This is a genomic window from Streptococcus sp. KHUD_016 (assembly GCF_051106465.1).
Taxonomy (GTDB): Bacteria; Bacillota; Bacilli; order Lactobacillales; family Streptococcaceae; genus Streptococcus.
In genome coordinates, this window is the sequence record NZ_CP193663.1 from 174,688 (window position 1) to 187,095 (window position 12,408).

The following is a 12,408-nucleotide window of genomic DNA, read 5'->3' on the forward strand; positions in this document are numbered from 1 at the left end:
ACTTTTATATTTTAAAGGTTTATACTGATAGACGAAAACGGTAGGTGAGGCTACCATAGGGATACGGATGACTACCGCAAAGCAGTGGAGACACTACTCGTTGGTCAACAGTCCTGGTCGCGAAGGCCAAGACTAAGCTCATTACATCGCCCTATGGAGTTAAAGCTTGAACGAAAAAACAGATAACTAGTTTTTTAATCCTGCCATTTTATGGTGGGATTTTCTACTGTTTTAGAACAAGGAAAGGAGACAAACGATGCAAATTGACGATCATCCAGAACCGCACATACACAGCCAATCGCTGATTTGTGTCGTTCTGCCCTTATAAAGTGATTGGTCTCTGTGTATGAAACACATCATTCATACAGATAGGAGAAACCAATGAAAACTACAAAAGAAAGATTAGCAGTAGCTATTCACACACCTTTAAACGAAACTCTATCTTTTTATAAGACAAGTCTAACAGGCTTGACTGAGGAGCAGGTGGAGAAAAATCGTGACCTATATGGCGAAAACACCATCACCAAGGGTCAAGAAGACAGTATCTTCAAAAAGATTTACGAATCGATTATCAATCCATTTACAATCATCCTGTTGGTCATCGCTATGATTTCCATGGTGACCAATGTCTGGTTGGCGAAGCCTGGGCAAGAAGATCCGACGACCTCTATCATCATCGTCGTTCTCGTTCTAATCTCTGGTGGCATACGCTTTGTTCAAGAATTGCGGAGTGACAAGGCTGCGACCAATCTATCCAAAATGATTGTGAACACAGCCACAGTTATCCGCGAAGGCCAGAGTTTAGAGGTCGCAATTGAAGATTTGGTCGTTGGAGATATAGTCAAGTTAAGTGCTGGGGATATGATTCCAGCAGACCTCATTTTAATTGAATCACGTGATTTCTTTGTTCAACAGTCTGGTTTGACAGGTGAAAGTGACTCGGTTGAGAAACTAGCCTTGTCAAAAATGAGTCAGTCAAACTTTGATAGTCTGCTAGAAGCAGAAGCGCTCGCTTTTATGGGAACCAATGTGATATCAGGAAGTGCCAAGGCTTTGATTCTAGCGGTCGGTGATGACACCATGATGGGAGAAATCGAGCAGACTCTCAATACCTATGACGAACCAACCTCTTTTGAGCGGGAGATGAACAGTATCTCTTGGCTCTTGATCCGTTTGATGTTAGTCATGGTTCCCATCGTCTTTCTCTCCAATGGCTTGACAGATGGAGACTGGCTGGAAGCAGGTGTGTTTGCACTGAGTGTTGGTGTTGGATTGACACCTGAGATGCTTCCCATGATTATCACTGCTAGTCTAGCAAAAGGCTCCATTATCATGGCCAAGGAAAAAGTCGTCATCAAAAAACTCAATGCCATACAAGACCTAGGTGCTATTGATATCCTATGCACAGATAAAACCGGAACCCTTACCCAAGACGAAATTGTCCTTGAATATCCTTTGGATATACATGGAGATTTGGATTTATCTGTGTTGAGACGTGCCTATCTCAATTCCTATTTTCAAACCGGTTTGAAAAACTTGATGGACCGTGCCATTATCAGTAGAACTGAAAAAGAAGCTAAAGAACACGCTATTCTACAAAATTTGGATACTAGCTTCCAAAAAATCGATGAACTTCCATTTGACTTTGAACGTAGACGGATGAGTGTCATCGTCAAGGATGAAAACGAAGTTGTTAGTTTGGTAACCAAGGGTGCCCTAGAGGAAATGCTTGCGATTTCAACCCATGTGGAATATCAAGGTCAGATTAGCCCTCTGACGGATGATATCCGAGTGGAAATCTTAAAAGAAGTAGATCAACTTAATCAACAGGGATTGCGAGTCTTGGGAGTCGCCTATAAAACAGGCCTAAAAGAAGGTTTTGCTTACTCCGTTGAAGATGAAAAAGAGATGATTCTAACCGGATATCTTGCCTTTCTAGATCCACCAAAACCATCAGCAGCACCTGCTATCCAAGCTTTGTTAGAACACGGTGTTCAAACAAAGATCTTGACGGGAGACAATGAGAAGGTAACCCAAGCAGTATGCGAAAAAGTTGGTTTAGACGTTGATCAAATCTTGTTGGGTTCTGATATTGACGCTATGACGGACGAAGAATTGGCCCAAGCAGTTGAGAAAGTGACTGTCTTTGCCAAACTCTCTCCGGATCAAAAAGCACGAATCATTTTACAAATCAAATCGAATGGACATTGTGTCGGCTATATGGGAGATGGGATCAATGATGCCCCTTCTATGAAAGTGGCAGATGTGGGGATTTCTGTTGATACAGCAGTAGATATTGCCAAAGAAACGGCTGATGTCATTTTGTTAGATAAGGATTTGATGGTGCTTGAAAAAGGGCTGGTTGAAGGACGCAAAGTCTATGCCAACATGACCAAATATATCAAGATGACGGTCAGCTCTAATTTCGGGAACATTTTCTCTCTGCTAGTGTCTGGTATCTTTTTACCTTTCCTTCCTATGGCTCCGATTCACTTGATTGTGTTAAACCTCGTCTACGACCTTTCTTGCATTGCCTTGCCATTTGATAATGTAGATGAAGACTTTTTGAAGCATCCCCATAAGTGGGAAGCTAAGTCTATTACTCGTTTTATGATTTGGATGGGTCCGATTTCTTCTGCCTTTGATATTTTGACCTTTATCTTGCTCTATTTTGTCATTGTTCCAATGGCGACAGGTCAAGCTTATGCTCACGGAGCAGAGTCTGCAACGGGCTTTATCATTTTGTTCCAGACAGGTTGGTTCATTGAATCCATGTGGTCCCAAACCATGGTTATCCATATGCTTCGTTCAGCAAAACTTCCTTTCTTACAAAGTCGTCCATCATGGTTTGTTCTTGGAACAACCTTGCTAGCAGCTAGTTTTGTGACCTTCCTTCCCTACTCTTCAATTGCTAGCCTGCTTCATTTAACCCCTTTGGAACCAATTTATTTCCTCTTTTTGCTTTTGATTATCGTTCTCTATATGATAAGTGTTACAGTTGTAAAACGATTGTATATCAAAAAATTTAAAAGTTGGTTATAAATTGATTTTGTCAAGAAAAAAGTACGAAAATCGCGAAAAAAGTTAATTTTTTTTAAAAATAGGTCGCAAGTCGGATGTTTTTTATGGTATAATAGACTAAACTGATAGTAACATGTAGCGAAAGGGGTAGGTACATGATCAAAATTTATACAGTCTCAAGTTGTACTAGCTGTAAAAAAGCGAAAACCTGGCTCAATGCCCACCAGTTAAGTTATAAAGAACAAAATCTCGGTAAAGAAGGAATTACAAGAGAAGAGTTATTAGATATTCTCACGAAAACAGATAATGGAATTGCCAGTATCGTTTCGTCAAAAAACCGCTACGCTAAGGCACTTGGAGTTGACATCGAGGATTTGAGTGTCAATGAAGTGCTCAACTTAATCATGGAAACACCACGGATCTTAAAGAGTCCGATTCTCGTTGATGAGAAGCGCCTACAAGTCGGCTATAAAGAAGATGATATCCGTGCCTTCTTGCCACGCTCTGTCCGTAATGTAGAAAATGCAGAAGCACGTCTACGTGCAGCTCTATAAAACATCAAGGCTGGGAGTGACTCCTAGCCTTGTTTGCTCTTTTGTTTTAAAATCATGTGAGGAATTATGAAAAAGTTACTAATTGCTAGTTTTGCTCTCCTCTTTTTGCTTGCGGGATGTGGGCAAAAAAAGGAAACCCCTGCTGCTTCTACAACAGCATCTGAACCTCTCCAATCCAACCTTCCCGTTTTGGACAATGCCGAAAAGAATACGGTTGTCACCAAGACCTTGCTGATGCCGAAGTCAGAAAATGGAACGCAGCAGATTCAGACCATTACTTATAAAGGCAATCAGTTTTTGACCTTGACCATCCAGCAAAAACGACCTGTCGGGGATGAACTCAAGACCTTTATCTCTGAAAATGGCCTAGAGGAGACGCAAAAAGCGCTTCTAGAAGCGGAAGAAAAGGATGAGACCATCCAAGAGGCACGCAAACTAGCAGGATTCAAACTGGAAACCAAGCTACTCAGCGAGATAGAAATCCAGACGACAACGACTTATGATTTTCAAGTATTGGATGTCAAAAAGGCATCTCAGCTGGAATATTTAAAAAATATCGGCCTTGAAAATCTCTTAAAAAACGAACCTAGCCAATATATTGCAGATAGAGTGGCAAATGGGGCGACAGAACAATAGAAAATCCAAATTAATAGACTGACTTATTTGTAGAACGTCAGGGAATGTGCTATAATAGTACTATTCTAAGGAAAGAGGGTGTTAGAATGGGATTTACTGAAGAAACTGTACGGTTTAAATTGGATGATTCCAATAAGAAAGAAATTAGCGAAACATTGACAGATGTTTATGCTTCTTTGAATGACAAGGGCTACAATCCGATTAACCAGATCGTCGGTTATGTATTGAGTGGAGACCCTGCCTACGTTCCTCGTTATAACAATGCACGAAATCAAATCCGTAAGTATGAGCGTGATGAAATTGTTGAAGAATTGGTACGCTACTACCTAAAAGGACAAGGAGTCGATCTATAATCTATGAGAATTATGGGATTGGACGTCGGTTCAAAAACAGTAGGGGTGGCTATTAGCGATCCGCTCGGTTTCACCGCTCAGGGACTTGAAATCATCCAGATTAATGAGGACCAGGGCCAGTTTGGTTTTGACCGCATCAAGGAATTGGTTGACAGCTATAAGGTAGAACGCTTTGTAGTAGGTTTGCCAAAAAACATGAACAATACCAGCGGTCCGCGAGTAGAAGCCAGTCAAGCCTATGGTGCCAAGCTAGAAGAACTCTTTGGTTTGCCAGTAGACTATCAGGATGAGCGTTTGACAACGGTCGCTGCGGAGCGTATGTTGATTGAACAAGCAGATATCAGTCGTAACAAACGCAAGAAAGTTATTGATAAGTTGGCTGCTCAGCTGATTTTGCAAAATTATTTAGATAGAAAATTTTAAGACAGAGGAGAAACTATGTCACACGATCACAACCATGACCACGAAGAACGTGAATTGATTACACTAGTAGATGAGCAAGGAAATGAAACCTTGTTTGAAATTCTTTTGACCATCGATGGGAAAGAAGAATTTGGTAAAAATTATGTTCTTCTAGTGCCAGTTAATGCAGAAGAAGATGAAAATGGTGAAGTTGAAATTCAAGCTTACTCATTCATCGAAAATGAAGACGGAACAGAAGGCGAATTGCAACCAATCCCAGAAGACTCAGAAGACGAATGGAACATGATTGAAGAAGTCTTCAACAGCTTTATGGAAGAGTAAAAATGTCCGGGGGACATTTTTAGCCCTGCGCCAGAAATTAGAAACGCAGGAATGTCCGAGGGATATTTTTAGCCCAGTTCCTTAAAATAAGAGAGAACTGGTAAGTCTGGGAGACTGTATCACCCCCAACTCCTAAAAATTGGAAGAGTTGGAATGTCCGGTGGACGTCTTTAGCTCACGTTGAAATTCATAGTAGCTAGTGATTGGCTAACCAGGTAAGAGGTCGGGATTTTAGTCCCGACCTCGTTTTTTATTTGTAATCATACTTTGATGCGGTAGTTGATTGGACTTTTGTTAAGGAGACATGTATGTTTGAAGTAGAAAAATGGCTGCATAGTCGGATTGGTTTAAACTTTAGATCTGGACTTGGACGAATGCAGCGAGCAGTGGATTTGCTGGGGAATCCTGAGAAGACTTATCCTATTATCCACGTAACAGGGACTAACGGTAAAGGGTCAACTATTGCCTTCATGAGGGAGTTGTTTGTTGCTCATGGTAAAAAAGTTGGTACTTTTACCTCTCCTCATATCATCAGCATCCATGATCGAATCTGTATTAATGGGCAACCGATTGCTGATGCAGATTTTATCCGTTTGGCGGAGCAGGTCAATGAGATGGAAAAGACGCTTTTGCAAACCTATGACCAGTTGTCCTTTTTTGAATTACTGACTCTGATTGCTTTGCTTTACTTTAAAGAGCAGGGAGTGGATCTGGTTCTGCTAGAAGTGGGGATTGGTGGTTTGCTTGATACCACTAATGTCGTAACAGGAGAGATTGCAGTTATTGCTTCGATTGGGCTAGATCATCAGGAGACCTTGGGCGATAGTCTGGAGGAAATAGCCGAGCAGAAAGCTGGTATTTTCAAGGCTGGCAAGAAGGCAGTCATTGCCAAGCTTACTCCAGAAGCGGAGCTTGTCTGTCAAAGTAAAGCGAGAGAGTTAGCTGTCGAACTTTATCAAGCTGGGCGAGACTTCACCTTGAATGCTGGGGATTTTTCAAGTAAGCTAGCAAACTTTTCACAGCTTGAAATCGGTTTAGAAGGTGCTTATCAGCAAGAAAATGCCGCCTTGGCTTTAGAAACTTTTCTTCTGTTTATGGCGTCAAGAGGTGAAAGGGTCGAAGAAGAGTTTGTCAGACGGGCTTTGAAGGAGACACATTGGGCAGGTCGATTGGAACGGATTCGTCCACAAATCTACCTAGATGGGGCTCACAATCTGCCAGCCTTGACTCGTCTAGTCGAGTTTATCCAAGGGAAAATCCAGCAAGGTTACCAGGTTCGCATCCTTTTTGGAGCACTTAAACGCAAGGATTATCAGGGGATGTTAGGCTATCTATCTAAGCAGTTGCCTGAGGTGGAACTTAAGGTAACAGGCTTTGACTACCAAGGCTCTCTGGATGAAAAGGATGTGGCGGGTTACGATTTGATTTCTTCCTATGGCGGTTTTATCAGAGAATTTGAAGAAAAGGCCAAAGATCAGGACTTGCTTTTCGTGACGGGCTCGCTCTACTTTATCTCGGAAGTCCGAGCGAGTTTGGTTGGAAGCGACGAGATTAGTTGACCTTATAGGCTTAAGTTGTTATACTTGAGGTAGGAGGTATATCTGGAAACGATTCCAGCAAAACATTGGCACAAAAGAAAGGAAATCGCTATGAAAACGAAAACATTCACACTTTCTATTGCTTCCCTAGCAATTCTTAGTCTTTTAGCAGCTTGTGGACCTAAGGCACAAGCCCCTACCCAGCAATCTGCTCAGCAATCATCTTCTCAACAAGAATCATCTTCTAGCGCTGCGACAAGTGCTAGTCAACCACAGGCGTCCTCAAGTCAGGACACTACTGTAGCTCAACCTACGAATATCGATGGTACCTATACTGGAAAAGATGAGAATGACCAAATCACTCTTGTTGTAACAGGTAAAACTGGTACATGGACTGAGGTCGAGCCAGATGGAGATAAGGAAATCAAGCAAGTCAGCTTTGAACCAGAAAATCAACGTGTCATTATCGGTGATGATGTCAAAATTTACACGGTTAATGGTAATCAATTGATTATCGACGATATGGACCGAGAGACATCTGACCGAGTGGTATTAACTAAGCAATAATGATTAAGTAAAAGTTCCAATGAGATGAAATCCATCTTTTTGGAGCTTTTTTCTTGAAAAAGTGGCTGGCTGTTCTTTACTAACTTTTTACTTAAAACGCTTACAAATATTTGTAAAACTTCTTATAAGGTCGTATACTTATAGTAAATAATCAAATAGCGCAAAGGCGCAGGAGGAAAAGCATATGGCTACATTTTACGTTCCGGCAGTTAACCTTATTGGTAAAGGTGTTGTAAATGAAGTAGGTCCGTATATCAAGGAACTGGGGTATAAGAAGGCCCTTTTGGTGACAGATAAGTTCATCGAAGGTAGTGATATTTTACCCAAAGTCCTAAAACCGTTAGATGCTGAAGGGATCGACTATGTAATCTTTAGCGATGTGGAGCCAAATCCGACTTGCAAGAACGTTACAGATGGGGTTGCTGCTCTGAAAGAGCATGGATGTGACTTCATCATCAGTCTTGGAGGAGGGTCTCCTCAGGATGCGGCTAGTTGTATCTCTATCATTGCTGCAAATGGTGGAAAACCACAGGACTACGAAGGTCTCCACAAGTCTACTAAAAAAGGGTTGCCAGTGGTTGCGATCAATACAACAGCTGGAACTTCTGCAGAAATCACCATTAACTATGTTATTACTGACGAAGAGCGCAAGGTCAAGATGGTAATGGTTGATAAGAACAGCCTTGCCCTTATCTCTGTCAATGATCCAGAACTCATGCTTTCAAAGCCGAAAGGATTGACAGCAGCGACAGGTATGGATGCTCTTACTCACGCTGTCGAAGCCTTGGTAACACCAGGTGCTTATAATGTGACCAAGAAACTTTCTATCGGAGCGATTGAACTCATCAAGGAGTATCTTCCTCGTGCTGTGGCAAATGGCCAAGATATTGAAGCGCGTGAGGCGATGGTCAATGCCATCTTCCTCGGTGGTATGAGCTTTAACAATGCTGGTTTGGGCTATGTTCATTCTATGGCTCACCAACTCGGTGCAGTTTATAACTTGCCACATGGTGTCTGCTGTGCCATGCTTCTTCCAGTTGTAGAGCGTGAAAATGCTAAACGTGTACCAGAAGCTTTCCGCAATGTAGCCAAGGCCTTGGGACTCCATGTTGAAGGGAAAACAGACCAGGAATGCGCTGACTATGCTATCGCTGAAATTGAAAAACTGTCTAAAACAGTAGGTATTCCGAAGAAACTCACCGAACTCGGTATCCAAGAAAAAGACTTTGACTTTGACTACCTTTCTAAGAATGCTTTGATTGATGCATGTGCGCCAGGCAATCCATTTATGCCAACTTTAGAAGAAACCATTGCTCTCTACAAAGAACTCTTCTAAAAATCAAGTAGAGTGGAAGGGACGTATTCCCCAACATATAAATAATATTGGAAAGAACTATCATTTTGGTAGTTCTTTTTAAGTTTCTTAATACCCTAGTTAAAAAGATAAAAAGGGATAGCACGTCATATAGTGAAGGAGTAATTTAAGAATCTTGCAGTTCTTGGAATAGTTTGAATAGAAAAAGGTAAAAGGTTGCCATCTACCCCTGAACTGAGGTATACTAGTAGAAACAGTAGTTTATCAAGCAGTTAAGGAGAATGTTAGAAAAGGAAGGGGGATGTATGACAGCTAGAAAAATGCAGCTACTCATGTCCAAATATGGTTTCAGTATTACCATCATGTTGGCAGAGTTGTTTATCATCTTTGGTTTATTTCTCTATCTAGGGCAGATGGCTCCAATTGTCTGGATTATCCTAGTCATTTTAGTGAGCTTAGCGACTATTGTATCGATTGTTAATCGATCTATGAATCCTGAGAGTAAGGTAACATGGCTATTAGTAGCCTTTGTGCCAGTGTTTGGTCCCTTACTCTATATCATGTTTGGAGAGCGTCGTTTATCTAAAAAAGAAATGAAGCAGCTAAAGCAGCTCCAATCAATGGTTGATCGAGAGGACAATAGCAGAGCTCTCCGTTTGGAGTTAAAAGAGCAAGACAAGTCGGCTTATGGCGTTATCAAATCTCTCCTCAGCATGGACACGAATGCCGATGTCTATGATCGAACGGATACACGATTTTTTGCATCTGGTGAAAGCATGTGGCATCAGATGCTAGAGGATCTCAGGAAAGCGGAGAAATTTATCTTTCTTGAGTACTATATCATCGAAGAAGGCTTGATGTGGAACAGTATTTTAGAGATTTTGGAAGAAAAGGCTGCTCAAGGAGTAGAAGTTAAGTTCCTCTACGACGATATTGGATGTATGGCAACCTTGCCTGGGGATTATACCATCCAGCTTCGTAGCCGAGGGATTGAAGCCCATAAATTTAACAAGGTGATTCCACGCTTGACTGTTGCTTATAACAACCGTGATCACCGTAAAATCATGGTTATCGATGGGCAGATTGCCTATACAGGTGGTGTCAATCTAGCAGACGAGTATATCAACCATATCGAACGCTTTGGTTATTGGAAGGATAGCGGTATTCGTCTGGATGGACCGGCAGTTAAAGCTTTTACCAGACTCTTTTTATCTGCCTGGTATATCAACCGTGGAGAGATTAGTGATTTTGACCAATACCATCTCGAAAATCAGCCCAAAGATGGGATGGGGCTCTGTATTCCCTATAGTAGTGGGCCAAAACCCATCTACAGAGCTCAAGTTGGAAAAACGGTTTACCAAAATCTTATCAATCAAGCTACAGATTACGTCTATATCACGACTCCCTATCTGATTGCTGACTACGATCTAACTGAAAGTATCAAAAATGCAGCTCTGAGAGGGGTAGATGTGCGAATTGTGACACCGTGTATCCCAGATAAGAAGGTTATTCAGTTAGTTACTCGAGGAGCCTATCCAGACTTGTTATCTGCGGGGGTTCGTATTTATGAGTACAGTCCGGGATTCCTTCATAGCAAGCAAATGCTTGTCGATGGAGAGGCAGCTACTGTGGGGACCATCAATTTTGACTATCGTAGCTTGCTCCACCACTATGAAAATGCCGTCTTACTTTATAGAACGCAGTCCATCATCGATATTGAAAGGGACTTCGAAGAGATTTTTAAAGTTTCTCAAGAAATTTATCCTCACACTATCAAAACCAGCTGGTATCAAAGCCTAATCAAGGAAATTGTCCAGTTGTTTGCACCTATGCTCTAACTATCCATCAAGATCTAGCCCAAGGCTGGATCTTATTTTTGTCTTCTTACGAATAGATAAGTAAAGGAGAAAACCATGCTTAATCTAGAAGATGATGATTTTATCAGAGAGTATAGAAACAGTCGATTCCACCGTTTTCGTGAAATCGAACGCTTTGCGCTATTGGATAAGAAATTCAGCAAATATCAATCCCAAGCTGACATTCCTGTAAGATTTTGATATACTAAAACAGATAAACTTAGAGGAGAAATTGAATGAACGTATACGGGAAAATAGATGAGAAACAAGAAGAATCTCATTACCAAGACTGGTCAGTGCCAGAGAAACGAGAAGGAGCTCCCATTCCCTTTTTTAGTATTTTGCTTTGGAGTTTAGTGGCCACAGCCATTTCGGTTGCCCTACCTAATATTTTTGGTTTAGTCAGTCCGCAACAAACCCAGGATCTTTATACCGGTTGGGCCTTGCATCAAAATGGTCAAATGTATACAGATTATTTTGGGACGGAGGGATTGCTCTATTATGTGCTAACCTACCTTTTTCAAGGCAGTATTCTGATTGCTTTGGTTGAGTGGTTGGCCTTGTTTGGAGCAGGTGTTTTTCTTTTTAAGGCTGCGAATACTCTTGCCGGCCAAGAAAAGGAAGCGAAGCGAGTTGTCTTTATTTTATACTTGCTTGTAGCGGGTCTCGCTTTTGGTGGCGGTTATGCTCTTTTGCTAGCCCTGCCTTTCCTATTTTATTCATTGAGTATCGTTACAAATTATCTAGCTTTTCCAAAGGACGACAAAGGATTTGTACGAGTGGGGATGAGCCTTGCTCTCGCTTTCTTCCTTGCGCCAATCCCAACCGCCTTGTTTGCGGCTGTACTGGCCTTGGGGATTATCGGCTTTAATCTAGGCAAAGGTCACTTTGTTCATGGTCTATATCAGTTCTTTGCGTCAGCCCTAGGATTTTCGCTCTTATTTTATCCTTTAGGCTACTATACAGTGTGGACAGGTAGTTTTGGGGATGCCATTAGCCAGACCTTGTATCCGGTAAATACTCTTAGCCTCTTTTCGAACTCGCATTTGCTTGAAAATGCAGCCTTCTATGGCTTGCTTGCTATTGGATTAGGTTCCCTTGGTTTGCTCTTTGCAGGCTTGTTCCAGTCAAAACCAGCCAAGCAATATGCCCTCTCAATTGCTGCTAGCTTGGGAGTGTTGGTTTCTTTGGGAATCTTGATTCTCTCCAAAGAGCCTATCAACGGTACTCGTCTTGTGGTGTTAATTCCTTTCTTGGCCCTGCTCCTTCTGACAGAAATCAAGGAAGATGTTTCGGAGGGAGGGAGTCGTCGTAGAAGAAGACGTGAGAAACAAACTTCTTTCTTTAAAGGAAATTTCTATCTACCACTGATTGCCCTTGCCTATCTCATTGTTCTTCCTATCGTGAGTCGCTACCTTTCTCACCCAGCGACTTATCAGGAGAGAGATCGTCTGGCTAGCGTGGTCAAACAACAAACGAGTTCTGAGGATCGTGTCTATGCTTGGGATGATCGTCCTGATTTCTACCGTACCAGTGAGCGCTTGGCGCCAACTTCTCTATCAACTCCAACACTCTATACTGCAAGCGATGAAAATAAAACTAAACTGATGAATGACCTGAAAGAGAATCAACCGAAGATGATTGTGGTCAATCAAAAAGTTGCCTTGTGGTCAGATGTAGAGAGCTGGATCAGTGAAAACTATGAGCTTGTTCAGACAGATACTAGCGAGTTCAAACTATATAAATCAAAATAACAAAAAATCAATATCTTGTGGAATTTTAAAATTTTTAGGATTTTTAACACAAGATATTGATTTTTATTTT

12 protein-coding genes and 1 riboswitch are annotated in these 12,408 nt (G+C 41.6%); all 12 genes read left to right on the forward strand.

Annotated elements, in window-relative coordinates; genetic code table 11:
* Positions 1-34: 34 nt before the first annotated feature.
* Positions 35-186, forward strand: a riboswitch (M-box (ykoK) riboswitch).
* A 195-nt stretch (positions 187-381) separates the two neighbouring features.
* The 12 genes from mgtA to ACORHV_RS00845 all read left to right on the forward strand — a co-directional run bounded on the left by mgtA (position 382) and on the right by ACORHV_RS00845 (position 12,338).
* The gene (mgtA, locus tag ACORHV_RS00790) at positions 382-3,042 is read left to right on the forward strand and encodes a magnesium-translocating P-type ATPase (RefSeq protein WP_000858867.1); all 2,661 of its coding nucleotides are present in this window, start codon (positions 382-384) and stop codon (positions 3,040-3,042) included.
* Between the two features lie 134 nt (positions 3,043-3,176).
* On the forward strand, positions 3,177-3,575 hold the full coding sequence (gene spx / locus ACORHV_RS00795; protein ID WP_000591165.1) for a transcriptional regulator Spx: 399 nt from the start codon (positions 3,177-3,179) through the stop codon (positions 3,573-3,575).
* 66 nt (positions 3,576-3,641) lie between these two features.
* Positions 3,642-4,211: an SP0191 family lipoprotein gene (locus ACORHV_RS00800; protein ID WP_000734686.1), complete on the forward strand. Its 570-nt coding sequence runs from the start codon at positions 3,642-3,644 to the stop codon at positions 4,209-4,211.
* 86 nt (positions 4,212-4,297) lie between these two features.
* The gene (locus ACORHV_RS00805) at positions 4,298-4,564 is read left to right on the forward strand and encodes an IreB family regulatory phosphoprotein (protein ID WP_000507059.1); all 267 of its coding nucleotides are present in this window, start codon (positions 4,298-4,300) and stop codon (positions 4,562-4,564) included.
* A gap of 3 nt (positions 4,565-4,567) precedes the next feature.
* Positions 4,568-4,987: a Holliday junction resolvase RuvX gene (gene ruvX, locus ACORHV_RS00810; protein WP_002876031.1), complete on the forward strand. Its 420-nt coding sequence runs from the start codon at positions 4,568-4,570 to the stop codon at positions 4,985-4,987.
* Positions 4,988-5,002: 15 nt separating this feature from the next.
* Positions 5,003-5,308: a DUF1292 domain-containing protein gene (locus ACORHV_RS00815; RefSeq protein ID WP_000017624.1), complete on the forward strand. Its 306-nt coding sequence runs from the start codon at positions 5,003-5,005 to the stop codon at positions 5,306-5,308.
* 308 nt (positions 5,309-5,616) lie between these two features.
* Positions 5,617-6,867 carry a bifunctional folylpolyglutamate synthase/dihydrofolate synthase gene (locus tag ACORHV_RS00820; RefSeq protein WP_434398391.1) on the forward strand — a complete coding sequence of 417 codons (1,251 nt, stop codon included), beginning with the start codon at positions 5,617-5,619 and terminating at the stop codon, positions 6,865-6,867.
* Between the two features lie 90 nt (positions 6,868-6,957).
* Positions 6,958-7,413 (forward strand): SP_0198 family lipoprotein, encoded by a 456-nt coding sequence (locus ACORHV_RS00825; protein WP_000853130.1) that lies wholly within the window; start codon positions 6,958-6,960, stop codon positions 7,411-7,413.
* A gap of 184 nt (positions 7,414-7,597) precedes the next feature.
* Complete coding sequence (locus ACORHV_RS00830; RefSeq protein WP_434398393.1) at positions 7,598-8,749, forward strand: iron-containing alcohol dehydrogenase; 1,152 nt, start codon at positions 7,598-7,600, stop codon at positions 8,747-8,749.
* A gap of 284 nt (positions 8,750-9,033) precedes the next feature.
* On the forward strand, positions 9,034-10,566 hold the full coding sequence (gene cls, locus ACORHV_RS00835; RefSeq protein ID WP_434398395.1) for a cardiolipin synthase: 1,533 nt from the start codon (positions 9,034-9,036) through the stop codon (positions 10,564-10,566).
* A 75-nt stretch (positions 10,567-10,641) separates the two neighbouring features.
* Positions 10,642-10,785, forward strand: coding sequence for a hypothetical protein (locus tag ACORHV_RS00840; RefSeq protein ID WP_000933184.1), 144 nt, complete (start codon positions 10,642-10,644; stop codon positions 10,783-10,785).
* Between the two features lie 35 nt (positions 10,786-10,820).
* Positions 10,821-12,338: a damage-inducible protein CinA gene (locus tag ACORHV_RS00845; RefSeq protein WP_434398408.1), complete on the forward strand. Its 1,518-nt coding sequence runs from the start codon at positions 10,821-10,823 to the stop codon at positions 12,336-12,338.
* Positions 12,339-12,408: the final 70 nt, after the last annotated feature.

What these genes read in the sequence shown, in the direction of transcription:
- ACORHV_RS00840 (WP_000933184.1), top strand. Translation starts at nt 10,642, where the DNA reads ATGCTTAATCTAGAAGATGATGATTTTATCAGAGAGTATAGAAACAGT.
- ruvX (WP_002876031.1), top strand. Translation starts at nt 4,568, where the DNA reads ATGAGAATTATGGGATTGGACGTCGGTTCAAAAACAGTAGGGGTGGCT.
- cls (WP_434398395.1), top strand. Translation starts at nt 9,034, where the DNA reads ATGACAGCTAGAAAAATGCAGCTACTCATGTCCAAATATGGTTTCAGT.
- ACORHV_RS00820 (WP_434398391.1), top strand. Translation starts at nt 5,617, where the DNA reads ATGTTTGAAGTAGAAAAATGGCTGCATAGTCGGATTGGTTTAAACTTT.
- spx (WP_000591165.1), top strand. Translation starts at nt 3,177, where the DNA reads ATGATCAAAATTTATACAGTCTCAAGTTGTACTAGCTGTAAAAAAGCG.
- ACORHV_RS00830 (WP_434398393.1), top strand. Translation starts at nt 7,598, where the DNA reads ATGGCTACATTTTACGTTCCGGCAGTTAACCTTATTGGTAAAGGTGTT.
- mgtA (WP_000858867.1), top strand. Translation starts at nt 382, where the DNA reads ATGAAAACTACAAAAGAAAGATTAGCAGTAGCTATTCACACACCTTTA.
- ACORHV_RS00800 (WP_000734686.1), top strand. Translation starts at nt 3,642, where the DNA reads ATGAAAAAGTTACTAATTGCTAGTTTTGCTCTCCTCTTTTTGCTTGCG.
- ACORHV_RS00845 (WP_434398408.1), top strand. Translation starts at nt 10,821, where the DNA reads ATGAACGTATACGGGAAAATAGATGAGAAACAAGAAGAATCTCATTAC.
- ACORHV_RS00815 (WP_000017624.1), top strand. Translation starts at nt 5,003, where the DNA reads ATGTCACACGATCACAACCATGACCACGAAGAACGTGAATTGATTACA.
- ACORHV_RS00825 (WP_000853130.1), top strand. Translation starts at nt 6,958, where the DNA reads ATGAAAACGAAAACATTCACACTTTCTATTGCTTCCCTAGCAATTCTT.
- ACORHV_RS00805 (WP_000507059.1), top strand. Translation starts at nt 4,298, where the DNA reads ATGGGATTTACTGAAGAAACTGTACGGTTTAAATTGGATGATTCCAAT.